The 26,376-nt window shown below is 54.3% G+C and carries 20 protein-coding genes; 13 read left to right on the top strand and 7 right to left on the bottom strand.

Annotation, left to right across the window (positions count from 1 at the left end; all coding sequences use genetic code 11):
- The first annotated feature begins 2 nt into the window (after positions 1-2).
- From rdgB to galE, 11 genes are all read left to right on the top strand, one after another.
- A complete protein-coding gene (rdgB, locus tag QGM61_RS09770) occupies positions 3-683 on the top strand; it encodes an RdgB/HAM1 family non-canonical purine NTP pyrophosphatase (RefSeq protein ID WP_237132400.1) in 681 nt (226 codons plus the stop codon).
- Positions 683-1,867, top strand: a complete 1,185-nt coding sequence (hemW, locus tag QGM61_RS09775) for a radical SAM family heme chaperone HemW (RefSeq protein ID WP_281132834.1) — start codon at positions 683-685, stop codon at positions 1,865-1,867. Before rdgB ends, hemW begins: the two co-directional genes overlap by 1 nt.
- A 373-nt stretch (positions 1,868-2,240) precedes the next feature.
- Positions 2,241-4,910 (top strand): endo alpha-1,4 polygalactosaminidase, encoded by a 2,670-nt coding sequence (locus QGM61_RS09780; RefSeq protein WP_281132835.1) that lies wholly within the window; start codon positions 2,241-2,243, stop codon positions 4,908-4,910.
- Between the two features lie 13 nt (positions 4,911-4,923).
- Positions 4,924-6,078, top strand: coding sequence for a tetratricopeptide repeat protein (locus QGM61_RS09785; protein WP_281132836.1), 1,155 nt, complete (start codon positions 4,924-4,926; stop codon positions 6,076-6,078).
- Complete coding sequence (locus QGM61_RS09790) at positions 6,026-8,503, top strand: hypothetical protein (RefSeq protein WP_281132837.1); 2,478 nt, start codon at positions 6,026-6,028, stop codon at positions 8,501-8,503. Before QGM61_RS09785 ends, QGM61_RS09790 begins: the two co-directional genes overlap by 53 nt.
- A gap of 44 nt (positions 8,504-8,547) precedes the next feature.
- The gene (locus QGM61_RS09795; RefSeq protein ID WP_281132838.1) at positions 8,548-9,096 is read left to right on the top strand and encodes a hypothetical protein; all 549 of its coding nucleotides are present in this window, start codon (positions 8,548-8,550) and stop codon (positions 9,094-9,096) included.
- Positions 9,097-9,139: 43 nt separating this feature from the next.
- A complete protein-coding gene (locus tag QGM61_RS09800; RefSeq protein ID WP_281132839.1) occupies positions 9,140-10,507 on the top strand; it encodes a PelD GGDEF domain-containing protein in 1,368 nt (455 codons plus the stop codon).
- Positions 10,470-11,447: a hypothetical protein gene (locus QGM61_RS09805; RefSeq protein ID WP_281132840.1), complete on the top strand. Its 978-nt coding sequence runs from the start codon at positions 10,470-10,472 to the stop codon at positions 11,445-11,447. The genes QGM61_RS09800 and QGM61_RS09805 overlap by 38 nt, the downstream gene beginning before the upstream one ends.
- Positions 11,431-12,927: a GT4 family glycosyltransferase PelF gene (gene pelF / locus QGM61_RS09810; protein ID WP_281132841.1), complete on the top strand. Its 1,497-nt coding sequence runs from the start codon at positions 11,431-11,433 to the stop codon at positions 12,925-12,927. The genes QGM61_RS09805 and pelF overlap by 17 nt, the downstream gene beginning before the upstream one ends.
- On the top strand, positions 12,927-14,297 hold the full coding sequence (gene pelG, locus QGM61_RS09815; RefSeq protein WP_237132410.1) for an exopolysaccharide Pel transporter PelG: 1,371 nt from the start codon (positions 12,927-12,929) through the stop codon (positions 14,295-14,297). The genes pelF and pelG overlap by 1 nt, the downstream gene beginning before the upstream one ends.
- Positions 14,298-14,307: 10 nt before the next feature.
- The gene (gene galE, locus QGM61_RS09820) at positions 14,308-15,315 is read left to right on the top strand and encodes a UDP-glucose 4-epimerase GalE (protein WP_237132411.1); all 1,008 of its coding nucleotides are present in this window, start codon (positions 14,308-14,310) and stop codon (positions 15,313-15,315) included.
- Positions 15,316-15,445: 130 nt separating this feature from the next.
- Here galE and QGM61_RS09825 read toward each other — a convergent pair whose 3' ends face one another.
- Together QGM61_RS09825 and QGM61_RS09830 are read right to left on the bottom strand one after the other, a co-directional pair.
- On the bottom strand, positions 15,446-17,077 hold the full coding sequence (locus tag QGM61_RS09825) for an agmatinase family protein (RefSeq protein ID WP_281132842.1): 1,632 nt from the start codon (positions 17,075-17,077) through the stop codon (positions 15,446-15,448).
- Positions 17,078-17,135: 58 nt separating this feature from the next.
- Complete coding sequence (locus QGM61_RS09830) at positions 17,136-18,515, bottom strand: arginase family protein (protein ID WP_237132413.1); 1,380 nt, start codon at positions 18,513-18,515, stop codon at positions 17,136-17,138.
- A 198-nt stretch (positions 18,516-18,713) separates the two neighbouring features.
- Here QGM61_RS09830 and argE point away from each other — a divergent pair, with 198 nt between their 5' ends.
- Together argE and argA are read left to right on the top strand one after the other, a co-directional pair.
- The gene (gene argE / locus QGM61_RS09835; RefSeq protein ID WP_237132414.1) at positions 18,714-19,889 is read left to right on the top strand and encodes an acetylornithine deacetylase; all 1,176 of its coding nucleotides are present in this window, start codon (positions 18,714-18,716) and stop codon (positions 19,887-19,889) included.
- 38 nt (positions 19,890-19,927) lie between these two features.
- Positions 19,928-21,244, top strand: coding sequence for an amino-acid N-acetyltransferase (gene argA, locus QGM61_RS09840; protein ID WP_237133395.1), 1,317 nt, complete (start codon positions 19,928-19,930; stop codon positions 21,242-21,244).
- 3 nt (positions 21,245-21,247) lie between these two features.
- Here the strand turns inward: argA and folA are convergent, their stop codons facing one another.
- From folA to QGM61_RS09865, 5 genes are read right to left on the bottom strand one after another with little or no spacing between them, the layout of a single operon-like run.
- On the bottom strand, positions 21,248-21,748 hold the full coding sequence (gene folA / locus QGM61_RS09845) for a type 3 dihydrofolate reductase (protein ID WP_237133396.1): 501 nt from the start codon (positions 21,746-21,748) through the stop codon (positions 21,248-21,250).
- A gap of 29 nt (positions 21,749-21,777) precedes the next feature.
- Positions 21,778-22,572, bottom strand: coding sequence for a thymidylate synthase (thyA, locus tag QGM61_RS09850; RefSeq protein WP_281132843.1), 795 nt, complete (start codon positions 22,570-22,572; stop codon positions 21,778-21,780).
- Positions 22,569-23,360, bottom strand: a complete 792-nt coding sequence (gene lgt, locus QGM61_RS09855) for a prolipoprotein diacylglyceryl transferase (RefSeq protein ID WP_281132844.1) — start codon at positions 23,358-23,360, stop codon at positions 22,569-22,571. The genes thyA and lgt overlap by 4 nt, the downstream gene beginning before the upstream one ends.
- A gap of 44 nt (positions 23,361-23,404) precedes the next feature.
- Positions 23,405-25,681, bottom strand: coding sequence for a phosphoenolpyruvate--protein phosphotransferase (gene ptsP / locus QGM61_RS09860; protein ID WP_237132418.1), 2,277 nt, complete (start codon positions 25,679-25,681; stop codon positions 23,405-23,407).
- A 28-nt stretch (positions 25,682-25,709) separates the two neighbouring features.
- Entirely contained in the window at positions 25,710-26,198 is a 489-nt protein-coding gene (locus QGM61_RS09865; protein ID WP_237132419.1) for an RNA pyrophosphohydrolase, read from the bottom strand.
- Positions 26,199-26,376 lie beyond the last annotated feature (178 nt).

The raw sequence follows: 26,376 nt of genomic DNA on the forward strand, positions 1-26,376 counted from the left end.
CAATGAGCACCACAACATCCACAGCAACGTTTCTTAACAACCAGAAGATCGTGCTGGCCAGCAGCAACGCCGGCAAACTGGCCGAGCTTCAGGCACTGCTGAGTCCGCTGGGTGCCACCCTGATCAGCCAGGGTGACATGTCTGTGGATGATGCAGAAGAAACAGGTCTCACTTTTATAGAGAACGCCATTCTAAAAGCACGTCATGCCAGCGCCAAAACTGGCCTGCCAGCACTGGCAGACGACTCCGGTCTGGCCGTGGACGCACTGGGCGGCGCGCCTGGTATTTACTCCGCACGTTATGCTGCCGGTGATGTCGGGCCCAGCTGGGGCACCATGGAGCGTTCGGCACGCGATGCCGCCAACAACTACAAGCTGTTGACCGAATTGCGGGATGTGGCTGAGGCCGAACGTACCGCCGCATTTCACTGCGTACTGGTTTTTGTGCGCCATGCTGAAGATCCTGTACCGGTGGTCTGCCACGGCCAGTGGCACGGTCGCATTCTTCATGAGCAGGCAGGCGAGGGTGGTTTTGGTTACGACCCGCTGTTTTACGTCCCCGCCACTGACTGCAGTTCCGCAGAGCTGCCCGCAGGTCGCAAAAACCAGATCAGCCACCGCGCCCTTGCCATGCAGCTGCTGTTGCAGCAATTGACCGGGACACCGCCCGCCGCGTTAGCCTGATGCTGACCCTGCCGCCTCTCAGTCTTTACATTCACGTACCCTGGTGTGTGCGTAAGTGCCCCTACTGTGACTTCAATTCACACGAGAATGAGTCTGACGAGCTGCCGGAAGACGACTACATCACGGCACTGCTGGATGACCTTAAGCACGATCTGAAGTATGTTCAGCGCCGAGAGATTCAGAGCATTTTTATTGGCGGCGGTACGCCCAGTCTGCTGTCGGCCAAAGCCTACGAAAGGCTGTTCGAGGGATTGCAGCAGCATCTGACCTTTGCCAGCGACATTGAAATCACGCTGGAGGCCAATCCTGGGACAGCAGAACGCGAGAAATTTGCAGATTATTTCCTGGCTGGCATCAATCGTCTGTCGCTTGGGGTGCAGAGTTTTTCGCCCGAGCAGCTGCAGAATCTCGGCCGAATCCACGACAGCCACGATGCCGAACGTGCCATCGAGTATGCGCGCAATGCCGGATTCAAACGGCTGAATATCGACATAATGTACGGCCTGCAGCAACAGGCTCCGGAACAGGCACTGGCCGATCTGGAGCGGGCGATTGGCTTTGATCCGGAACACATTTCCTGGTACCAGCTGACCATCGAGCCGAATACCGCATTCTACAAGCAGCCACCGCCGCTGCCGGCAGAGGACACGCTGATCGACATGCAGGATGCCGGCCTGGCGCTATTGGAAGGCGCTGGCTACCAGCGCTATGAAATATCAGCCTTTGCAAAGCAGGGCGAACAGGCACGTCACAATATCAATTACTGGCAGTTCGGTGACTACCTGGGTATTGGCGCTGGCGCTCACGCTAAGCTGAGCCAGCCGCACCGGCAGCGCGTATTGCGGCTGCGCAAACGCAAGCAGCCGGGGCATTACCTGGCAGCGGCCAAACACAGCCTGGTGCAGGAAAGTACGAATCTGGCCAACCGATATCCCTACCTGGCCGATGCCTCGCCGATTGAAGCGGAAGAGTTGCCTCTGGAGTATTTGCTGAATGCCCTGAGGCTGCGCGAGGGGTTCACAAAAACCCAGTTTGAGCAGCGCACCGGGCTGCCCTACACAGTAATAGCCGATAAGGTATCAGTGCTGCAAAAGCAGGGCTTGATGGACACCACAGACGAGCAGGTCACGACCACGATCAGAGGCTACCACTTCCTTAACAGTGTGCTGGGTTATTTTGTTTGATGCCTGTCGACCGTCGACCCGTAGCACGGGCTCTGAAGCCAGCGTCTGAGCTGCTCGCGCTGGCGAACACAAGCTTCTGACCCTATTTATCCCTCACTGAACGGACGGATTGTCTGTAGAATTATCGAGGCTATTGGCGATGCGTCTCTACAGTTTCCCGGCTAAACCATCTGGCACTCTCTTTTAATATAATTATCAATAGTTTATATTTTCTCAAATGACCAGAAAAAGGCTGCCCCCTATCATCCACTGCAACTGGTTAAAATCAGCTAAACCATTCTATTTATTGGTTTTTATTCTGCTATTGGCGTCCCCGGCGCAATCACAGGAATCGCCTGCGTCAATTGTCTTCTATTACGGACCGGTAGACTCTGTGCGTGAGCTGCTGAGTTTTGACCGGGTCGTGGTCACACCAACACAAATCTCTGACCGGCAGATTGCCCAGTTGCACAAGGCCAATATCAAGGTTTATGGCTACCTAAGCGTTGGCGAGTGGGACAACAGTCTTGGTCAGGTTCCGGGCGGCAGCAACGTAATGACACAGAATACAGCCTGGAACGCTTCGGTCATGGATTTGCGGGACAATGGCTGGCGCGACTACCTGCTGTCGGAGGCCGAGGCGCTGGGCAACCGCGGTTTTGACGGCCTCTTCCTGGACACACTTGACAGCTACATGCTTGCTCCCTTGTCCGCCGATGAACTGGATGCGCAGCAAGTTGCACTGATTGATATGCTGGACGAACTTTCTCGAAATGCCAGCGATGACTCGGAGGTCGAGCTGATCCTCAACCGGGGCTTTGAACTGATCAGCCGGTTGTCATTTCAGCCAGCAGCAGTGGTTGCCGAAAGCATGATCAATGGCTACGACGCAGCCTTTGACTCCTATTCTGTAAGAACTGCCGCTGATACACAGTGGGTCACCGACCGCTTGCGGGAAGTGCAGCAGGCTGGTATCGAAGCGATTGTAATCGACTACCTGCCATCTGATCGTCAGCAGGAAAGGATTGCCGCTGCACGTCGGCTGGTCGAACTGGGTTTCACGCCCTACCTGTCCAACGGGCTTCTCACCGATGTCGGTGTCTCGACCGTGTATCCAGTACCACGGCGAATACTGGCTTTTTACAACGGCAATCAGTTCTTGAAAAAGCTGTCGCCATGCCACCGCTTTCTCTCCGTGCTGATCGAATATGCGGGTTATGTACCGGAGTGCTTCGACGTCAATGCCATCGACAGCCTGCATTTTGATCCTGCCAAGTACGCCGGGGTCGTGTATTGGCTGGCACAAAGCAATTACACAAGCAGCGCCCTGGCCAGATTCATTGAGCAGGTGCTGCAAAACCAGAGTGTACAATCGCTATTTATTGGTGAATTGCCGGAAAGCAGAACGCTGCTGGAAAGCTTGCATCTGCAAGCCGCAGGAAACTTCCAGGGCAATCTGTCAACCAACGTCAATCAGTTACGTTACCGGATGCCGACATCAACACTCAATGTCACGCCTCGTTATATTCTTGCTCCCGGCGTGGACAGTACTGATGTATCGGTAAAGGTCGAGATTACCGATGCCCAGGGTGCCAAAGGCATTGGTCTGATGGAAACCTCATGGGGTGGTATTGTCACGCAGTCACTGACTGTGCAGGAAATGATGGGTGATCGTATACGTTGGAGCCTTGATCCCTTTGAAAACATACTCTCATTGTTGCGGCTGCCTTCCATTCCGGTGCCTGACGTTACAACGGAATCAGGGCAGCGGATCCTGACCGCGCATATTGACGGTGATGGCTTCCCTTCAATTACCTATACGGGCAACCGAGGATTCGCCGCAGAAGAAATTCGTCGGCAAATACTGGAAAGGTACCCTTTACCCCATACGGTCTCGGTCATCGAGGCAGAGGTTGCCCCGCACGGGATCTACCCTCAATTCTCCGCAGAGCTGGAGAACATTGCCCGGGGTATATTCAGCCTGGATCATGTTGAAATTGCTTCTCACACCTTCAGCCATCCATTCTTTTGGGACGAGAGAATAGCCAGCGGTGAGCGTGTCTACGGTGATTCGCTGGAGATCCCTGGTTATGAACTGGATTATGACCGCGAGGTATTTGGCAGCGTTGAATATATAGAACGTGAACTGATCCCTGCCGGCAGCGACAAAAAAGTTGAAGTGTTTTTGTGGTCAGGCAGCGCCAATCCGACACCGGATGTCATACAAAAAACTCACGAGCTGGGCATCTATAACGTCAATGGTGGCAACACCTATGTCGTCAACAGCAACTTTTCCATTGCACAGATTTACCCGCACCTGAACTGGTATCCAAACGCAGTGCAGGTATACGCCCCCCTGATGAATGAAAATCTGTACACCGATCTATGGACGGACAATTACAACGGTTATTCTCGCGCTGTGGAGAGCTTTCAGCTGCTGGGCGAGCCCCGCAGGCTTAAACCCATCAGCATCTACTACCACATGTACTCAGGTATTTATCCTGCATCAATTCGCGCGCTTCAACAGGTCTATGACTGGGCTATCAGCCAGCCCGTGACGCCAATGTATCTGAGCGAATTTGCCGCGAGAGCCAGTTCGCTGTACGAGACAGGGTTGGCAAGAAGCATTCTCAACGATTCGGACGCACCCGTCTGGCTGGTAGCCAGCACCGGCGTTCGCAGCCTGCGGATCGACGCTGGAGCTGTGCCTGATGCCGATAGTGTTGGACTGACCGGATTGAACAAGGGGCCAGATGGCACCTATATTTCACTGGCACAGCCCAGAGCGACACTGAGCCTTGCGGGTGACGAGCGACTTTCGCCTTTCGGTGGTGATCCTTACTTACAGACTGCCAACGGACAGATTGAGCAGTGGCAATGGCAAGGCCAGGAGCTTCTCATTGAAGTGGAAAGCCACGTACCGCTTGAGATGACCATTGCACAGGCAACGAACTGTCAGCTTAAGCAATCTGACACTCAGATCGACGCACAACAATCAGGCGCAACCCTGAACCTGGCGAGCTCTTCGCCTGGTCGATTCAGGCTTAGCCTGCTGTGCATATGATCAGGATCTGGCGATGAGCACGAATGGCAAAAAACCTCAGCTCAAGCACCGGTCACTAAGTGGCCGCGAGGTTTTTCTTAATCGACGTGCGATCATTGCCCTGACAGCGTCAACAGTGACACTGTTGACTTTGCTTCAGCCCAACCGTGAACTCCTGTTAAACATGCTGGATGACGCCAACGACCCGACCGTTGCACTGGCGTTTCTCAATGTATTGCGCGAGGATGATGAACCGACCGCGCAACTTCAGTATCTGATTGCCAAACAGCGCGTTCAGCTAAACGAGTTTGAAGAGGCGATAGCGCTGATAGAGCCTGCTGAACGCTTTGGGCAAACGCCGTTCCAGGAAGAAATTTATGACCTGTTTACTCGTAGCCTCTGGCAGCTGGCAACGCTGAGGCAGGACGAAACCGCCGCCGCAGCGACTGCCCGGCTGCATGAGTTTCTGTCTGAAAACATGGGAAGCTTCAGTGAGGATCAACTAAACCAGTTCTCCCTCTATGCCATTCAGACTGGCTCTCCCGCGTTGTCATACGAACTGCAGACACTGAGACCAGACGCAAGCCAAAGTGAATTGTTGACGCTCGCGCAACAGGCCGGACTCACCGACCAGGCCTACCAGCATGCACTTCAACTCTATAGGGACGACCCGATATTCGCGAACTTACAGCGTGTCCTCGGGTTCGTTCAACAACTGGCAGACTGGCAGACCGGTATCGAACTGGCACAGCAGCACGCCACCGGGACTTGCGACAACAACTGCCTGCAGGCGCTGATCACTTTCCTGTTGTCCGCCAACAGCGCCAACAGTGCTGTGGGGCTGGCCTATGCCAAGGCGGAACAAAGCAGCTCTCCAGACGACTGGTTACAGGCCACTCAGCTGGCGCTGGCCGTTGGTGATCTTGAAACTGCCGCTGCCTGGCTGGAGCGCGTGGTGGCGGAGAATGCGGCACTTCGCAGTGCGCATCAGCGACAACTGGTTGACCTCTATGTTGGTCTGCAGCGGTTTGACGAGGCCCTGGCTTTGATGCAGGAGTTCATCAACCCAGATGATTCTCCAGAGCTGATCCGGTACGTCATCCGCGTGGCGTATGCAGCGATCAATATCGAAGTGCTTGAGTCCTACCTTTACGGTCTCGCAGCACAGGGGCGCCGCGTCGCTGGTTGAGATCCGGGAATGGATTGCCGTCGCTGACAGAATAGACGGCGCAGATTACGTGGCTGAAGCGCTAAATTCCATACTCACTGGTGAAACAGCCAGCGGCCAGTTGAGCGAGGCCGAGCTTCGCTTGATCGAAGTGGAACTCGGTCGCTTCTACAATTTTGTGGGAGACCAGGAAGGCACCGTTGCTCTGTGGCGGTCTCGACACCCGGGAAATATCCCCAATGTCGAGGAACCCTATGCTTACGAAAACCTGAATCAGTTTATTCAGGCATTTGTGGATCTTAATGAGCCAGAAGAGGCTTTGGCAACTGCCGTCAACTTTCTTGATCTCACCAAACTGAACCTTGATCAGCTGGACAATATCAGGAGCCTGGCTTATTTCGTTGGCGAGCGCGATATATTGCGCAATATTCAGGAGATAATGCTGGCGCAGGAAGCCAATACCATCGACCCGTTCCTGCTGATCGCCACACACGAAGTGTCAGACGACTCAGAGCGTCAGCGGCTGTGGGAATACTACCGACTATTCAGACAGAATCAGTCTGGAACCGCCAACCAGCTGCCTGATTCCGCCCGCATCATACTCGACTCGATGCTGCAGGGTGCGATACTGGATCAGAACAGCGCTGATGTAGCGCGAATAAAAGAACAACTGAACAATTATCGCGATCACCAGTCTGTCGAGATGCAGGAACTCAGGCTGCGAATTGCGACCTACGAAGCAGATAACGAAACGGCCAGACAGTTGCTGCAGCAGCTGATTGCATTGCGCCCTGCCGTTCAGCGCTACAAGGAAGAGTCTGTCTGGATTGCGATAGCTCTTGACGATACGCGCTGGCTGGAGGAACTTTACCGACAATTATTCGCCAGTGCGCTCAACAACGCTGAGCTGATCCAGTTGATGGCTTACGCGGCCCAGAATCTGGACAACACCCTGCATGCACAGTTCTGGTATCAACAACTTTATGAGCAGGATCTGGCTGCCCCCTCTGACATACTTGCTTACGCCATCATGTTGCAGGAGCACGGTAATGACGCCCTGGCACAGGCACTGCGCTGGCAGGTGATCAGCACAATGGCAGATGAATTGCGAGAAGAGCTGAATGGCGAAATCAGTTATCGCTCGCTGTTATCCATTTTTGTAGGACCTGCACATTCGAACGCGCAGCTGACGCAGGCTCTGGCGGAAGGCGTAGAAGCTGAAGAGATCAACAGCATTCTGTTTACACAGTCACAGAACGGACTGCAACGTATTGCCTATTGGCAGGCCATCGGCATGCTGGAGGAAGAACAGCTGAGTGAAACTGTGCAACTGGCACTTGCTCTGGCACGGCGGGACGAGAATGCCATCCGCAATCTTGCCATTCAGGGTCAGAACCTGACGGGCCTGGAACGGGCCTCCTCGCTGGCACAGATCGATGAGCGAAGGCTGGCCTGGCAGTACGGCGAAGAAGCGCTTAATCCAAGCCTGACCAACAACGAACTGTCACCCATGCAAAGACTGCTGGCAAACGAACACTGGCATCGCAGTCACGGCTGGTCTTACGCCTTCGCCGGGACGCCCAGCTATGGTCTGGGTGGTTCAGAGCTGGAGTATTACCGGCCGGTTCGCAACGGCCAGATGCATGTGACCCTGGCAGACGCACAAGCTGATCAGCCGTCGTTTTATAACGAAGACTACTCCTCGCAGTCATTGAATATTGGCTGGCAGACACCTGAAGAACATTATCAGTTGGGCGTCCAGCATCGTTATGGCCAAAGCCACGCAAACCTGCAGATTGATACCCAGTGGCAGCTAGGTCCGTGGTTAACACCTTCGGCCTCTCTGTTCTGGAATACTCCGGCGACTCAGAGTGAAAATCTTGCACTGGCCGGGCGACAATCCGGGGTTCAGCTTGGCACGGCCTTGCAGCTCACCAGTCGAACAAGCATCAGCGCCAATATCCAGGCTCGTGAGTTTGAAACTGACTTCTCTGAACATATTGGCGACAGCAGACAGATTTCCTTGCGTGTCAGTGACATCTGGCAGCGAGTCCCGGTATGGCAGATATACATGCAGTACGACCTGCAGGAGAACGATATAGCTGACGGCGAACTGACACGCCTGATGTCGCGTACCAATACATCAACAACGGTGACTCCGGGCGCGTTTCTGACAGATAAGTACCACCGATTTGCGATTGGGCAAAGCGTCTCTCACGGCAACATTGGGCGGCAGGGGCCTGACGTGAAAGGCGCCAGATACCTTTTTGATACCAGTCTGGGCTACAACTTCGAGTTGGAAGAGGTCGACTTCAACATCAGTTTTGGCCTGGGAGTAAGAGTATTCGGTGGCGATGAGTTGTCTGTCACCGGCAGCTGGCAGAATGCCGACATCAATGGTCAAACCAGTACACAAATTAACGTTAAATACTTTATGGACTTTTAAACAGGCTGGCTTGGTCAGGCCAGAAAACGCTGTGGAGAGCAACTATGACAAGCAAACTGAATGCAATGATGGTACCCAGGACAGTTCTTCGTCTTATGTCGGGACTTTTAATGGTCGGACTTGCCGCGTGTGGCACAACGGTCAGCGAGGACTCCCCTGAGCTTGACCCGTCGAGAACGCTGTATGTCATGCCGTTCTCGAACCAGTCCAATATGCCGATGGCGCAGTCACAGGTCGAGGAACTGGTGGCGTCCGTACTGTCGTCACAGGGGCTGACTGTGCGCGTGTATCCCAAGTCCCGCATCAGCGATGTACGGGCAAGTCTGGAACCAGAACTTCGCCAGGAAGAAGCCAGGGCGTGGCTGGCACAGCAGTCATCGGGCTACATTGTGCAGGGGGCCGTTCATGAGTGGCAGTACAAGTTCGGCATTGACGGGGAGCCAGCCGTCGGACTGACACTGGTGATTAGTGAACTGAACCAGAATGAACTATGGCGCGGGTCGGCTTCACGCAGTGGCTGGGGACGTGAATCGATCACACGGATCGGCATTAAAGCCATTGAGGATATCACGGAAGAAATAAACTGGCGGTAACGCCAGCCCCATTACTCTGGACCAGGCTTCAAATGATGCCCATATGAAACTTAAGACAATTGTTACAAAAATCGTTATCGGTACGCGAAACGAGGTGATTCGCTGGGTTGAGCTCGTTGTCATCTCAGCAATTTCGGTGCTGATCTGGCGATATCAGAACACCATAAGCTACGACGCGGCGACAGACTACTTTTTCTGGCCAGCCTTGGGGCCGGTGCTGGTTTCTCTGCGCTACGGTTTCGGCAAGGGATTGATCAGCCTGCTTCTGACGGTTGCTCTGGTTGAAGGGCTCAATACGATGACTGGTGAGTCAATACCGCTGAGCATTTCAGTTATCCTGGGCACGGCGCTACTAACCATGATTACCGGGGAGTTCCGTGACAGCTGGCACCTTGTTAATCAGCGCCTGACCTTGAACCAGGAGTTTTCCAATAGCCGACTGGAGATGTTCACTCAGGGTTATCACCTGTTGAAAGTGTCACACGACCAGCTTGAGCAACGGCTTGCCGGACAACAGATGAGTCTGCGAACAGCTGTTCAGGAGATTAAACAGTTTACCTCTGCTGATGGCAAGTTGACGCCTGCTGTAGCGGACCGGACCCTGGATGTACTGGACAAGGTCATCTCCATCTACGAGGCGGGCTTCTATGAAGTCATTGATGGCGAGATTTCCACTCGCCCTCTGGCCCAGCTCGGCACAGTTGAAGAACTGGTGATGGATGACCTCATGGTGCGTGATGCAATGGAGCAACGTATAACGGTTGGCGCACGTGACCTGTCTGAATCAGGGGACCAAACCAATCTCAGAGGTGTCAGCAAACTGCAGTATCAGCTCGTGGTGCCTCTGGTCGACGTGATGGGCAACATCAAAGCGATCATTGTCGCCTCGCAGGTTCGCTTTATTCAATTGACCCAGGGCAACATCGCTCTGGTTCACCTGCTGGCAAGCTTTATTGCCAACCTGATCTCCACGGATGTGCATACACCGAAGCTACAACCTGAGCAGCGTAAACTTTTTCTACATTATCTTTCCAACCAGGATAACTACTATACCCACTATCAGGTGGACAGTTCGCTCGTCGTTTTTACTGACCAGAGCAAAGACCAGAGCGTTGATATCGAGCAAATTACTGACTTTCGTCGGGGCGCAGATATCTACTGGGTAACGCGCGACAAAAACAGGAATCAGGCTGTATTTGTGTTGATGCCAATTACGAACCTGATTGAAGCTGAACGTTATGTGACCCGTATCAGAAAAATCCTCATGAGCAGACCAGGCGTTACAGAAAACAATTTCGAAATTATTGGCCCGTTGTACGTAAACAGACAGGCGGAGCAGGTTCAGGACCTGCTCATCAGATTTGGAGCGTTCAGTGACGATCTTGCTGATTCTGATTACACTGATCACTGAGACCCTCAGTATTTATGGTCAGGCGACGGGTCTCTGGACCAGCTGGGTCTGGTTCTGGCTGTTTCACGGTGTTGCTGCAGCCGCGTATACACTCGCCTGTTTCAGACTGCTACCGGAGGAGTACAAGCGACCGACATTGCAGTCTGTTCTGTTTATTTCCGTGATCTCGCTGGCAATGCCGGTCGCCGGCATGATTGGCCTGACAATGCTTTACGTTGTGCTCGCCAACTGGCCAAGAAAACCGACGAACATCCTGTGGCGCCGGGCGGATCACATCGAGTTGCCATCCGAGGCGCAGACAATCACAACCTCCATGTTTGGTGTGGCAGGCCTGAAAGACATTCTGCTTTATCACCCCGACCCGGAGCGCCGGCTGGCAGCCGTCAAGGCCTGTCGATACATTCCAAACCGTGAAGCCCTTCCGCTATTTCGGCTGGCAGTTACCGACAAGGAGGACGACATTCGATTGCTGGCGTTTTCCTTTATCGACAGAATGGAGAACACCCTTACCCAAAAAATTAATACCCTGAAAGTAAAACTGGAAAAGTCGGAGACGGCGTCGACACTGGTACAACTCGGCGAATTGTACTGGGAGTTTTACTACCTCGGGCTGAGCGATGGAGCAATCACCAGAAACTACCTTGAATCTGCCCATATTTATTTTGACAAAGCCGCCGCTCTGGACCCGCGAGGTCAGATATACATCAAACTGGGACGCGTTCACCTGGCACTGGGGAATCTGGATGAGGCGGAAATGTGTTTTGAGAATGCGATAGCCGCGGGCTCGGATCGCGATTCGATTGCCCTGTACCGTGCCGAAATCGCCTTCAAGCGACGCGAGTACGGCAAGATAGACGATCTGTTATGCAAGTGCAGCGGCGGCCCCGATGGTGAGCACAGCGAAGAACTACAGGAGTACTGGTGTGTCTCAGCAAAGTGATGTCTGCCTGATGCTGGAAGGCACCTATCCCTACGTACGCGGCGGTGTGTCGAGCTGGGTACACCAGCTTATTCAGGGCATGCCGCATCTCAGCTTCTATCTGGTATTTATTGGCGGCACGCGGGAGTCATTTGGCGAGGCGCACTACGAGCTTCCTGCAAATGTCGTTGGTATAGAAACCCACTACATCATGGAGCCGGAAGCCTCTGTTGAGCCGCGTGCACGCAAAGTAAGCGAGAAGTTCATGCAGCAGTGGTACAGTGTGCTGGGACATTTTTTTGATTCCGGCGAAGCATTGTCACGGGACGATCTGGATTTTATGCTGGGCCAGCTAGCCAAAGATAAGGGGTTCAGCCGCAAGGATTTTCTCTTTAGTGAACAATCCTGGCAGGTGCTGCTTCTGCTTTACGATGAGTACGCCACCAACCAGTCTTTCATTGATTTCTTCTGGACTTTTCGAAACATATACAGCCCTCTGTTCAGGCTTGTCGAGATTGCCCGGGAGATCCCGCCAACACGGGTGATACACAGTATCTCAACGGGCTTCGCCGGTTTCCTGGGTTCTCTGACAAAACATCATCAGAAGATTCCCTATCTGTTAAGCGAGCATGGCATCTACACAAAGGAGCGAAAAATCGATCTGAGCCAGGCGGAATGGATCAAGGAACGACACAATGTGCTGGATAACAGCATGCATCGCTCCAATGAACAGACCCGTCTGATGTGGATCAAGTTCTTTGAGCAGCTTGGGCGAACCAGTTACGCATTTGCCGACAAGATCACCGCGCTTTACGAAGGCAACAGGCTCAGGCAGGTTGCGGACGGTGCGCCAGCGGAACGGACGCAGGTGATAGTAAATGGCATCAAACTCAGCCGCTTTGAAAAGGCCTATCAGGCAAGACCTGCGACGCCTCCGAAAATCGCTGCACTGGTGGGACGCGTGGTACCGATTAAGGACATCAAGACCTTCATTCGTGCCATTGCTGTGACATGCAGCTCGGATCCAGACATCCAGGGCTGGATTGCCGGACCGACGGAAGAAGACGAAGACTATTTCCACGAATGCGAGATGCTGGTGACCAGTCTCAATATGGAGAGCAACATCCACTTCCTCGGTATGAAGAATGTGGCAGAGTTATTTCCTCAGATTGGGGTTTGTGTACTGTCGTCAATCAGTGAGGCTCAACCATTGGTTCTGCTTGAAGCCATGGCATGCGGTATTCCGTGCATTGCAACCAATGTTGGCGCCAGTGCAGAGATCATTCACGGCATGACCGAAGAAGACCGCCAGATCGGCTCATGCGGCTGGATTACCAATATTGCATCACCTGACCGGATCGCCGATGCCATCAAACAATGTTTTCACCCCAATACAAAATGGGCGGAACTGGGTGACAATGGACGCAACCGGGTCATCAAGTATTATCAGGAAGAGATGATGTTTGATCGCTTCAGACAGCGCTATGAGGAGTTGATCTGATGGCAGGGATAGGATTTGAGTTACGGAAAATTCTGAAGAAGAACACGCTGTTTTCCTATCTGGAAGCCTACGGCCTGGCGGCCATTATCGGCTCCGGGCCATGGGCATTGTCCATCCTTGCCCTGCTGTTGATTGGCATCATCAGTATCGGACGCATTTTCCCTACGGATCTGATTATTCAGTTTCTTGTCATGGTGACCTATCTGATGTCGGCCTCGCTGATTCTCAGCGGGTTCTTCCAGTTGATGCTGACACGTTTTATTTCCGACCTTATCTTCCAGCAGGCGTCTGAGGACATCGTCCCGAATCTTGTTGGCTGTATGCTGGTGATCTCCTCCATCTCGTATGCATTCGGGCTGGGCGTCAGTTATGTGACCGATCTGCCGAACAGTATTGAGATCACTATGATAAGTGGCCTCGTCATTCTGAATAATCTGTGGATCATTATTGTTTTTCTCAGTGGCATGAAGGCCTATTACAAAATCCTCCTGACGCTGGCTGCCGGCTACGCCATCATGGTGGGCGCATCTTTGTTAATGCCGACGAATGGTCTTCTGGGACTGCTGCAGATATTTGTGGGATCGCAGGCACTGATCACCTTTCTGTTGTTGATATTCGTGTTCCGGGAGTTCAGGTTCCGACGCCTGGTCAGGTTCGACTTTTTGGATCACAAGAGAGCTTTCTATTCGCTGGCGTTTTGTGGACTCTTTTATAACCTGGGTGTGTGGGTCGACAAGTTTGTGTTCTGGTTTCACCCAGACGTTTCGTTTAATGTGATTTCCATATTCCGAGCCTCCTACATTTACGACCTGCCAATTTTTATCGCCTATCTGGCCATCATTCCAGGCATGGCGGTGTTTCTGCTGCATATGGAAACGGATTTTGCCGAGTCGAACGGCAAGTTCTACGATGCCGTCCGGACGGGTGCATCGCTGGACGAGATTTTTATGTACAAAGACAAAATGGTGATGGATGCCAGGAACAGTCTTTATCAGATTTTCAAGGTACAGGGCATCACGCTCGCTCTGCTGCTGCTTTGGAGCGATCAGATACTTGCCTTCCTGGGTATCGACCAGGCCTATCTGCATCTGCTATACGTGGATCTGGTGGGGGTCTCGCTGCAGGTTTTGCTGATGGCACTGCTCAATGTGTTGTTCTATCTCGACAAGCGCTACATTTCATTGTTTCTGATTTCGCTAATGATGGTTTTGAACTTTGGTCTCAGCTGGTTATCAATACAATTGGGGCCGCAGTTCTATGGCTACGGGTTTGCCATCGCAATGCTGGTCTCGACGCTGGTTGGCATTGCCTTCCTGAATCGAAAGTTCGCGAAACTGGAATACGAAACATTCATGCTACAGCGCTCATAACGGAGGCACTATGATTTTGGTTACAGGCGGCGCCGGCTACATTGGATCACACACCGTTGTTGAGCTGCTGAACGCGGGCGAATCACTGCTTGTGTATGACAATCTTTCGAACAGTTCTGAAGAAAGCCTGAAGCGCGTGGCAAAAATCACCGGCAAGGAAGTGCCGTTTGTAAAAGGCGACATTCTAGATGAGGCAGCGCTTTCTGCTGTCTTTGATAAGTATGACATTACCGCTGTTATTCACTTCGCTGGGCTGAAGGCGGTCGCTGAAAGTGTCAGTTATCCGCTTCGCTACTATGAGAACAACGTATACGGTTCGCAGGTTCTGGTAAGGGTAATGGCTGCTCATGATGTCAAAAAGCTGATCTTCTCATCTTCCGCAACCGTTTATGGCGATCCTGCCGAAACCCCGATTCGCGAGGACTTCCCTACTGGCGCAACAACCAATGCCTACGGCACCAGCAAATACATGGTTGAGCGCATTCTGTCAGATGTCTGTCGGGCTGATCCATCATGGTCTATCACCTCGCTGCGGTACTTTAACCCGGTAGGCGCGCATGCCTCTGGCCTGATCGGAGAAAACCCGACCACGGTGCCTGCCAATCTGCTGCCCTACATCACGCAGGTTGCGGTCGGCCGTCTCAAAGAATTGAAAGTTTTTGGCGATGACTATCCGACACACGATGGCACTGGGGTCCGCGACTACATTCATGTGGTAGACCTGGCTCTTGGGCACCTTGCCGCACTAAAGAAGATGGAGAGCGCATCTGGTTATCAAGTTTTTAACCTGGGCACCGGTGAAAAGTATTCTGTGCTGGACATGATCAAGGCATTCGAAAAAGCCTCAGGCATAAGCATTCCCTATCGGATCGAGGCAAGAAGGCCGGGTGACATTGCAGAATGTTATGCGGACCCATCCTTTGCCGCTGAAGGCCTGGGATGGCGGGCCAAACTTGGTATCGAAGACATGATGAGGGATGCGTGGCGCTGGCAAAGCACCAACCCACAGGGTTTTTGATCAGTCTGGCACAATCGCCGGGCTTATTTGGCAGTAACTGATAGTCGGCAGGCCAGGCGGCTGTGACAACAACAAAAAAGAGCTGCCGCCCGGCTCAAGGCGACAGCTCTTTTTTCAGGGCCAGTCTTTCTTACTGCTCAACCGGGTCAATCGGCGCTACGATATCAGAATCAGACCCTTCTACCGTTTCCGCTTCTTCGTTCTCTTCCTCTTCGCGCGAAGCTTCCAGTTCTTCGGTACGACGCAGGAACTCGGCCTGGTCGCCGTAATAGTTGTCGATGGCGTGCTCGGAAGCAATCGGACTCAGGTAATGAGGACTGGTCAAGCCTTCTTCACGCAGAGCCAGACCGGTCAGACAGGCTTTCACGACATGGGCGCTGTTCATGGTTGTGGCATACGTTGGGTCAAGTGCCGGGTGCAATTCGACCAGATCAAAACTGATGACATTGGACTCTGCACACAGGCGACGAACCATTGTGATCGCTTCGCGCATGTTGATACCACCCGATACTGGTGTACCGGTTGCAACAGCAAATGCCGGGTCAATGATGTCGATATCAAAAGAGATATGGATCTTGCGACCTTCTTCACTGGCTTCAGCAACGACACGATCAATCACGTTATCCCAGCCGCGCTGCTCGACTTCCGCCATGGTGTGGAAACGCATGCCGATCTCGCGCATCCATTTGAACGCTTCCTCATCGGGGCCGCTGGAACGCAGACCTACCTGGATGTAGTCAGCACCACGCACATGACCTTCATTAAGCAGGCGGTAGACAGGCGCACCGTGGCTGATCAGGTGAGTGCTGCCCCACCAGGCGTCGTAGTGTGAATCGAAGTGAATCACTGACACCCGCTCTTTACCGTGTACATCGGCCAGCGCAGCCACGTTTGGATATTCCAGTGAGTGGTCACCACCTATAATGATAGGCACCGCGCCTGTCTCAGCGATTTCCCGAACAATCTCCCGGACATGTTGCATGGACCGTTCTGTGCTGTTGTTGTCCATGGCAACATCGCCGTAGTCAACAATATTCAGCACGCTGCCTGGATTGATCTGTGTGTACTGGTCCATTCCCCCCAATGCACGTCCGAGGACACGCATATCCGTTGTTGCCTGAGCGCCAGAGTCCCGCCATCCGGAACCCATGTTCAATGGCGCACCCACAATGGCGACGTCCACTTCGCCGGCTTCCAGATCTTCCTGCGTCAAAGCCAGCGGGAATCCACCGAACGTGGGCGGACCGCCGCGGCCATTGTAGCGGCCAAGATCAATCGGGCCGGGCTCACGCTCTGGATCCATGGAGCGTGGGCGCTGAATGCGCCAGGCGTTAAATTCAGGTGATGCCGTGTTGAGCGGAATATTAGGCAGGTCACGGCCTTCTTCATATCGTGTGCTGGACACCACAGTCTGCATGGCGCTGACCCACTCGACGATTTCTTCCGGGGTGTGTTCGTCGAAGTATTCGGTCATCTTTTCTTCGTCACCACGGAACCGCCGCGCATCGGGGCCGCGGAGAAACTCGAGCTGTTCCTCGCTCAGCAACGCCAGCTTGTCGTCATAGCCTTCCGGCAAATCGATCAGTTCGGGTTCCTCTTCCTCTTCGTCACGGAAATCCCGTGTTTCAAAGGGATAGGGATTGGTGCCGGTTACATGCTCCGGCGTCGCCGGTTGCGAATGAGCGCTCGGGGATACCGCTGCAGCCAGGAGCAGCACGGACGCTGCCAGCGACAGCGATGGAATTCGGTACAGGTTCTTCATTGTCAAACTTCCGGAATTTTTGGCGAATGGTCGTGTTTGCATGTCGTCGTCCTCCCGTTTAGCCCTGACCGTGATCAAGCGCCAGTGGATGAACTTCGTCTGGTTCGAAACCAGCTTCACGCGCGGCCATACCGACCAGACATGCATTCAGCACTGCATTGGCATTGAGTGCTGACAGACGCGAGAAATCCAGCACAGGTGCCAGGTCAGTAATTTCAAAACCGACGATCTCCCGCGCTGCACACAGATGGCGAATGGTAGAGGTCACTTCCTGCATGGCCAGGCCATTGGTGGCCACTCGACCCGCGGCGACCATGTCATTCGGCTCAATAACGCTGACGTCGATGGAGACAAACAGCTGGTCTGGCAGCTCGTCGATCTCATCAATGACGCGATCCATGACTTCGCTGTAACCATTGCGATTGATGGAGGCCATGGTGTGATAACGGACATTCTGATCACGCAGCCACTGTAGGGTATCTGCATTCACTGATTCGCCCCGCAGCCCGACGGTGATGACATCGTCACCGTTAACGATGCCTTCATTGATCAGCAGAAACACCGCCTGATCGTCTGACACCGTATGCACACCGTTGCGATTGGCATCCGGGTGGGCACTGAAGTGCACCAGACCAAAGCTGCCGTTGCCGTGGACCTGCGCAACACCTTTCACCCCGGGGTAAAGCATTGATGTATCGCCACCCACCATCATCGGTACTGTGCCGGTGGCGGCTGTCTCGGTCACCATGGCCGTGACGTGGGCGACGGTCCGCTCCACGCTCAGGTTGTCTACTGAAAAGTCACCGTAGTCGACGACTGAAAGCACATCCAGCGGATTGATCAGCGTCTGTACGTCCGGCACACCAATGGTGTTCAGCGCGCGCATGACACGTGGGCCGTTTCCGGCATCGCGGCGGCCACTGCTCATATCACTGGGAATTCCAACAATCGCCACGTCAACGTTACCCGCCTCCAGGTCTTCGGGAAAAATCGCAACCGGGGCCCCCGCAAATGTAGGCACACCTGATTCAGGAAACAGGTAGCGATGCACACTGAAGGGGCCCGGGCTGCGTGTGTCATCCCGCAGAATAGGCGGCGGGATGATACCCATGTTGAAGCCGTTGGCAGTCAGGTTCAGGGGTATGGCTCCCATGTCCCGCTGGGGGTCATACCCCATCTCCGCTGCCACAGCCATCAAATCTGCCACCAGGGCCTGCATGTCTGCCGTATCCCGGTTGGCCAGTTCCAGCTCCATCTGCCGCGCAGGCATGTAGGTCAGGAAGTCACCACTGCTGATAAACGACTGTTGACTCGGGCTCATTCCCTCCAGTTTGTCAGTGAGTTCGTCAGGCAGCTGCCAATCCTGGGCGGACAAACTACTACAGACCAGTAATCCGGCCGCCAATGTGGCCAGTCTGGGGAATCTTGCGGACGTCATACAGCATCACTCCGGGTCGAAAATGTTTGCGAATCAAATTTTTACGACCATCTTTATACCGCAGGGGTACAACCCTTGCACTGCGTTAAATAACGGTGTTTTCGCGCAGAGTCATGAATGGCGCGGCCTGCAGGACGACGGTATCTGCGGCGGTGCAAATCAGTTAGAATCGGGACAATTGACCGGGAGGCAGTGCTAATGACCATCAAATCGTCCCAAACGCGACCGCTGCTGGCACACTTTTCCAGCTTGATGAGTCTGCCCAGCATCAGCTCGACCAATGCGTCGCTGGACATGAGCAATATGCCGGTTATCAACTACCTGGCGGAGCAGTTCACAGCGCTTGGGTTCCAGTGCGAGATCATGCCCTGTGAGAGCAGCAGCGGCGAGGCCAAAGCAAATCTGATTGCCACGCTCGGAAGCGGCCCAGGTGGGCTGGTACTGGCCGGACACACCGATACTGTGCCCATGGACCCGGAACTGTGGTCTGTTGACCCACTGAAAATGACCGAGCAGGACAACCGGCTTTACGGTCTTGGCAGCACCGACATGAAAGGCTTTTTTGCGCTGATTCTGGAAGCTGTGCGCGATATCGCCGACAAGCCCCTGCAACAGCCTTTGATTGTGCTGGCTACTTCGGATGAAGAAACGTCCATGTTCGGGGCCCGCAAAATTGCCGAATTGGGTCGTCCCAAGGCACGCTACGCCATCATTGGTGAACCTACCGGCATGAAACCCATCCATGCCCATAAGGGTGTCATGATGGAATCGATTCGGCTGCAGGGTCGCAGCGGCCACTCCTCGGATCCGAGCCTGGGCATCAATGCAATGGAAGCCATGCATGATGTCATCGGTGATCTGCTTAAATTCCGGGCCGAGCTGCAGGAGAAGTATCACAACCCGCTGTTTGCCATCGATAAACCGACGATGAACCTCGGCTGTATTCATGGTGGCGACAACCCAAATCGCATCTGTGGCCACTGCGAACTGGAGTTCGATATTCGTCTGATGCCGGGCATGGAAGTGGAGAACATGCGCGAGCTGATCCGCAAGCGTCTCCAGCCGCTGGCACAGCGCTGGCAGGTCGGTTTTGAGCTGACTCCGCTGTTCCCGGGCGCACCGGCCTTTCACTGCCCGGTAGAAAGCGATCTGGTAAAAACCGCCGAAAGGCTGACTGGACACACAGCGGGAACAGTGGCCTTCGGTACCGAAGCACCCTGGCTGCAGCAGATTGGCATCGATACCATCGTGCTGGGCCCGGGTGACATCGACCAGGCGCACCAGCCGGACGAGTATCTGTCACTGGATCGCGTCAAACCCTGCGTCGATCTGCTGCAGCAGTTTATTACGCATTACTGCCTGGAAAAGCACTAGGACAAAGAAAAAGAACACAGGAACACGACATGGAAAATCTGTCTCAATACATTGACTGGTTTCGACACTCGTCCAGCTACATCAATGCCCATCGCAAAAAGGTATTCGTGGTACTTCTGACTGGCGAAGCCATTGCGCATGACAATTTCAGCAATATTGTTCATGACATTACGCTGCTGCACAGCCTGGGCGTCAAATTGGTGCTGGTGCATGGCGCGCGACCGCAGATCAGCTCCTCACTGCAACAGGCCGGCCACGAACTGCGATATCACAAGGGTTTGCGCATTACTGATGTCGACAGCCTGCAGATCATCAAACAGACCGTAGGCGCCATGTCGATCGATCTGGAAGCGCAGTTTTCCATGGGGCTGGCAAATTCGCCAATGCACGGCGCTGACATCAAGGTCAGTCGCGGCAACTTCATCACCGGACGACCACTGGGCGTGATCGACGGTTTTGACTACGCGCTGACAGGCGTTGTGCGCAAAGTGAATGCCACGGCCATCATGCAGCACCTGGACAAGAACAATATCGTGCTGGTCTCCAACCTGGGGTACTCTCCTACGGGCGAAGTGTTCAATCTGTCTGCCGAAGAAGTGGCCACCGAGATTGCCATAGCCATGGCGGCGGAAAAACTGATTCTGTTTGTGCCACAGCGCGGCATCATGGACGCCGCCGACAATCTGGTCAGCACCCTGAGCCCAGTCGCTGCAGAACAGTTGCTGCTCAATATCAGTGACGACCACCCGCAGGCAAGGAATGGTGTGCGCGAATCACTTGCCGCCGCCGCCAAGGCCAGCAGCAAGACCGTGCATCGCTGCCATCTGATCAACTTTGAGGACAATGGTGCGCTGATCGAAGAGCTGTTCACACGTGACGGTAACGGCACCCTGGTTTCGCGAGATAATTTTGAGCTGCTGCGTCAGGCCGTGATTGACGACGTCGGTGGTATTCTGGAATTGATCGCACCTCTGGAGGCCGCCGGCATACTGGTGCATCGCTCGCGCGAACTGCTCGAAGCCGAGATCGAGTATTTCAAGGTCATCGAAATGGAAGGCATGATTATCGCCTGCGCCGCGATCTACCCGCTGGACGAAAATACCGGAGAGATCGCCTGCATCGCCATTCACAAGGAATATCAGGAAAGCGGTCGCGGTGATCACCTGCTGCGCGCCCTGGAAAAAGAAGCAAGGCGGATGGGGCTGAGCAATGCCATCGTGCTGACCACACAAACCGCACACTGGTTTCTGGAGCGGGGATTTAAACCTATCGCTGTTTCAGACCTTCCGATTAAAAAGCAGGAGCTCTACAACTACCAGCGAAACTCCAAGGCGTTTCGCAAAGCATTGACGTGACAATCAGCGCTCCAGAATCACAAAGCTGTAATCGTAGGGATTCGGGTCGGCGGCCGCATGGTCTTCCCGGCCCAGCTCGTGCCACTCGCTGAGTTCGAATTCAGGGAACCAGGCATCACCGTCGACATGGGCATGGACCTGCGTCATGTAGAGACGGTCAGCGTAGGGCAGCGCCATTTCATAGATCTGCGCACCACCCATGATAATGACTTCATCGCCGCCATTGATCAGACACACCTTCTCGGCCAGTGCCAGCGCGTCTTCAAAAGTCGGAACTACCTTGACGCCTTCTGCCTGAAATTCAGGATTACGTGAGATGACGATGTTAGTGCGGCCGGGCAGCGGCCGACCGATGGATTCCCATGTCTTGCGACCCATCACGATGGGCTTGCCCATGGTGACACGCTTGAAGTATTTCAGATCTTCCGGGAGATACCACGGCAGTGCATTGTTGCGGCCTATCACACGATTCTGCGACTGCGCCCAGATCAGTGCCACTTTCATTTCGGGTAATTCGTCTGTCTCGTCCATCGTCAAACGGCCACCGGTGCGGAGATGTGCGGGTGCGACTGGTAATTCTGTATTTCGAAATCATCAAACTGATAATCGAAGATACTGCCCGGGCGCCGCTTGATATGCAGCGTCGGCAGCGGCAAAGGCTCGCGTGTTAACTGCAGTCGAGCCTGCTCCAGATGATTGCTGTACAAATGCGTATCGCCACCGGTCCAGATAAATTCACCAACCTCAAGATCACACTGCTGAGCCATCATGTGGGTGAGCAGTGCATACGAGGCAATATTGAACGGCACACCCAGAAATGTGTCTGCCGAACGCTGATACAACTGGCAGGACAATTTGCCATTGGCGACGTAGAACTGAAACAGTGAATGACAGGGCGGGAGCGCCATCTCATCGACATAGGCGGGGTTGTAGGCAACCACCATGTGGCGACGGGAATCGGGGTTGTTGCGGATCTGTTCGACCACCTTGCTGATCTGATCGACGGTCTGACCGTCCTTGCCAGGCCAGCTGCGCCACTGGAACCCGTAGACCGGGCCAAGGTCGCCGTTTTCATCGGCCCATTCGTCCCAGATGGAGACGCCGTTTTCTTTCAGATAACGGATATTGGTGTCACCGCTGAGAAACCACAGCAATTCATGAATGATCGAGCGCAGATGCAGCTTTTTGGTGGTGACCAGCGGAAAGCCATGCTGCAGATCAAAGCGCATCTGGTGGCCGAACACTGACAGTGTCCCGGTGCCGGTGCGATCCGATTTCTCGGCGCCTTCATCCAGTATTCGCTGCAGTAAGTCCTGATATTGTTTCACGCCGGCTGTTTCCTGTAGGCAATGACAAGTAGTGCGATTCCCGCAAAGATCATGGGCAGGGACAGTACCTGCCCCATTGTCATCCAGTCAAGCGCCACGAAACCGATCCATGAGTCGGGCTCGCGATAAAATTCCACAAAAAAGCGCTGCAGGCCGTAGCCCAGCCCGAACAGTCCGGATACGGCGTAACGTGGCCGGGGCTTAGAGGAGAACCACCAGACCACCGCAAACAGCACGACGCCCTCAAGAAATGCCTGGTAGAGCTGCGAGGCGTGTCGGGGTAACTCGTCCACGTGCGGAAATACCATGCCCCACGATACCGTCGTCGGCCGCCCCCACAGCTCACCGCCGATAAAATTGCCAATGCGGCCAATGCCCAGCGCCAGCGGCGCGAACGGTGCGATGAAATCCAGCACCTCAAACCAGCGCTTGTTGATGCGGCGACCATACCAGTAGAACGCCAGCATCACGCCAATGAATCCGCCATGGAAGGACATGCCGCCTTCCCAGACGCGCAGCAGCCAGAGCGGATCAGCCACGAAGCGATCAAAGTTGTAGAACAGCACTGATCCCAGACGGCCACCCAGCACGGCACCCAGGGCGCCGTAGAAAACCAGGTCGGAAATATGATCGTCGGTAAACTCGCCTTTCCAAGGGCCGGTGCGGATACGGTATCGCGCCAGCAGCCAGCAGGCAGTAAACGCAACGATATACATGATGCCGTACCAGTGCACGGTCAGTGGGCCTATCGAGAAAGCAACCGGGTCAATATCGGGGTAGGTCAGCATCGGGTCTTTTCAAATTCCTGAAGGTCGTAAATATCTATTCCGTGTTAATTGCTGCGTGACGAGCGCAATAGTCGATCCACGCCGGCGTTGTAAAGCGCCAGGTCAACACAGCTTCGGATACTCTGCGCGTCGGTCAGTTTCATGACATCCTGCAGCAGCTCTTTGGCAGTGCTGAGCGTGACGGCACGAATCACTGCCTTTACCTTGAGCAGCGTCGAGGCGTTCATCGACAGCACATCAAATCCCATCGCCATCAGCAACAGCGCTGCACCGGGGTCACCAGCCATCTCACCACAGATGCTGACCGGTTTGTTTTCGGCATGGGCTTCATTGACGACATGCTGCAGCGCGTTAAGCACCGCAGGGTGGAATGCTGAGTACAGGTCAGCCACCCGGGGGTTGTTTCGGTCAACAGCCAGCAGATACTGCGTCAGGTCATTGCTGCCGACTGACACAAAATCCACCATTTGGCACAGTGCGCGTGTCAGGTAAACGGCCGCCGGCAATTCGATCATGACACCAATCGGTGGCATGCGAACATCCAGCCCTTCTTCCTGCAGCTCGCGCAGAGCACGCTTGATAATCTGGGTAGCGCCGGTGACCTCCTGCAGATTGGAAACCATTGGCAACATGATCTGCAGATTATTCAGGCCCTCACTGGCGCGGATCATTGCCCGTGCCTGCGCGATAAAAATCTCGGGGTGGTCAAGTGTCACCCTAATGCCGCGCCAGCCAAGAAAGGGGTTCGCCTCTTCAATCGGGAAGTAGGGCAGGGCCTTGTCGCCGCCGACGTCCAGTGTCCGCATGGTGACCAGCTTGGGAGCAAAAGCCTCAAGCTGCTGCCGGTAGATGGCCGCCTGTTCCTGTTCACTGGGGAAACGCTCACTCAACAGGAAAGGCACTTCTGTGCGGAACAGACCAATGCCTTCGGCACCGTGATCCAGCGAACGCACAACGTCTGTCATCAGACCGGTATTGACCCACAGACTGACACGATGATCGTCGGGTGTGACACAAGGCAGATTTATCAGCCCTTCCAGACCACGGACCAGTTGTTCTTCTTCCTTGATGACTTCCTGGTAACGCGCCAGCAGTTGATCCGACGGACTGGTATAGACGGTACCATTGTAGCCATCAACAATGACCTGGCGGCCGTCGAGGCGTCTATAGGGCAGATCCAGGGCGCCCATGACGGTCGGGATGCCCATCGTCCGCGCAAGAATCGCTACGTGTGAGTTACCTGACCCTTTAACTGAGATCATGCCAACCAGTTTTTCGCGCGGCACTTCCATCAGCATCGAAGGCGCCAGCTCCTCTCCAACAAGGATGGTGTTATCCGGGTATTCCTTGGGTTTGTCGCGCTCGGTTTCCTGCAGGTAAAACAGCACACGACTGCAAAGATCCTTGATATCCGCCGCGCGCTCGCGCAGGTAAGGATCTTTCATCTGTTCAAATGCCTTTACGTGGTCGGTGGCTACCTCGGCCAGAGCACCCTGCGACCACTGACCACCCGAGATCAGGTCATTAACCTCGCGACCCAGGGCATCGTCGTCCAGCATACGCAGATAAACATCAAACAGGTCGCGCTCTTCAGGTCGCAGCTGCTGACCCACTGAGTCACTGAGCGCCTTGATGTCAGTACGTACACGATTCAGGGCGTCTGCAAAGGCTGCCAGTTCGGCATCGATGTCCTCAGCAACCCGGCTGGGAATCAGGCTCAGATCTGCATGCGGGAACACCACCACTGCCTGGCCTATCGCTACACCGGATGCGCCAGAGATACCCGCAAAACTGGTGTCGGCGCGGCGCTGACCGGAGGGGCTCATACCCTGAATGGCGCCGCTGGCTTCGGCCGCAGCGATCACCCCTGCCAGTTGCGCAGACAGCGTGATCAGAAAGGCTTCTTCACCGTTGTCAAAAGACCGTTTGTCCCGGTGCTGTACTACCAGCACGCCCAGCACATTTCGGTGGTGGATAATAGGCACGCCAAGGAAGGAGCGGAACTCTTCCTCGCCGGTTTCCGACAGGTAGTGATAGTTGGGATGAGCGCGAGCGTCTTCCAGATTAACCGGCTCAGCGTTGCGCGCCACCAGGCCAACAAGACCCTCATCCAGTTGCAGGCTTACGTGGCCAACAGACTCTTTGCGAAGACCCTCGGAGGCCATCAGGACATGGCAATTGATGTCGCTGTCCAGCAGGTAAACCGAGCAGACCTGCGTGTTCATAGCATCCCGTACGCGCGACACAATAATGTCGAGCGCAGTCTGCAGGTCCCTGGCGGTGTTCACCTCCTGGACTATTTCACGCAATCTATCGAGCATAGGATGGTTCGCCTGGCTGGCGACTCGTTTACGAATTCACGTATCGGTTGAGAGGCTTGACCAATTGTCGCAACGCCTGACGGTATACCTCGCGTTTAAAGTCGATAACCTGGCTGAGCGGATACCAGAAACTCACCCACTGCCAGTCATCAAACTCCGGCGCATCGTCCTGATTGGACAGACAGATACGTGACTCTTCTCCGCGCAGACTCAACAAAAACCATTTCTGTTTCTGCCCGATACAGACCGGGTTGGAGTTCTGCCGGATATAATGACGCGGCAACTGGTAGTACAACCAGTCCCGCGTACTTGAGAGTATTTCCACGTCCCTGGCCTCAAGCCCGACTTCTTCTTTTAATTCCCTGTACATTGCCTGCTGCAGCCGCTCACCCTTGCGGATGCCACCCTGGGGAAATTGCCAGGCATCCTGACCAATACGCTTGGCCCACAGCACCTGCCCTCGAGGGTTGCAGATGATGATACCGACATTCGGTCTGAAGCCTTCAGCATCAATCATTTACGTTTGCATTCCGATCAAATTCCGATCCGTTCCAGATCGATTAACACTCTATAGGGGCGTTGCTGTCACAGACATGCCAGCACCGCATTGTTTCACAAAAACGTCCCACAAAAAAGCGCCAGCCTCGGGTTATAATCCGCGCCGTGGCAATTACCCCTCAACCCAAGCAACAGGA

Source organism: Pseudohongiella sp. SYSU M77423 (assembly GCF_029911965.1).
In the GTDB taxonomy this organism is placed as follows: domain Bacteria; phylum Pseudomonadota; class Gammaproteobacteria; order Pseudomonadales; family Pseudohongiellaceae; genus Pseudohongiella.

Excerpts from the sequence above, each read along its gene's own strand:
- rdgB (WP_237132400.1), top strand. The coding sequence starts at position 3 with ATGAGCACCACAACATCCACAGCAACGTTTCTTAACAACCAGAAGATC.
- hemW (WP_281132834.1), top strand. The coding sequence starts at position 683 with ATGCTGACCCTGCCGCCTCTCAGTCTTTACATTCACGTACCCTGGTGT.
- QGM61_RS09785 (WP_281132836.1), top strand. The coding sequence starts at position 4,924 with ATGAGCACGAATGGCAAAAAACCTCAGCTCAAGCACCGGTCACTAAGT.
- QGM61_RS09795 (WP_281132838.1), top strand. The coding sequence starts at position 8,548 with ATGACAAGCAAACTGAATGCAATGATGGTACCCAGGACAGTTCTTCGT.
- QGM61_RS09800 (WP_281132839.1), top strand. The coding sequence starts at position 9,140 with ATGAAACTTAAGACAATTGTTACAAAAATCGTTATCGGTACGCGAAAC.
- pelG (WP_237132410.1), top strand. The coding sequence starts at position 12,927 with ATGGCAGGGATAGGATTTGAGTTACGGAAAATTCTGAAGAAGAACACG.
- galE (WP_237132411.1), top strand. The coding sequence starts at position 14,308 with ATGATTTTGGTTACAGGCGGCGCCGGCTACATTGGATCACACACCGTT.
- QGM61_RS09825 (WP_281132842.1), bottom strand. The coding sequence starts at position 17,077 with ATGAAGAACCTGTACCGAATTCCATCGCTGTCGCTGGCAGCGTCCGTG.
- QGM61_RS09830 (WP_237132413.1), bottom strand. The coding sequence starts at position 18,515 with ATGACGTCCGCAAGATTCCCCAGACTGGCCACATTGGCGGCCGGATTA.
- argE (WP_237132414.1), top strand. The coding sequence starts at position 18,714 with ATGACCATCAAATCGTCCCAAACGCGACCGCTGCTGGCACACTTTTCC.
- folA (WP_237133396.1), bottom strand. The coding sequence starts at position 21,748 with ATGAAAGTGGCACTGATCTGGGCGCAGTCGCAGAATCGTGTGATAGGC.
- lgt (WP_281132844.1), bottom strand. The coding sequence starts at position 23,360 with ATGCTGACCTACCCCGATATTGACCCGGTTGCTTTCTCGATAGGCCCA.
- ptsP (WP_237132418.1), bottom strand. The coding sequence starts at position 25,681 with ATGCTCGATAGATTGCGTGAAATAGTCCAGGAGGTGAACACCGCCAGG.
- QGM61_RS09865 (WP_237132419.1), bottom strand. The coding sequence starts at position 26,198 with ATGATTGATGCTGAAGGCTTCAGACCGAATGTCGGTATCATCATCTGC.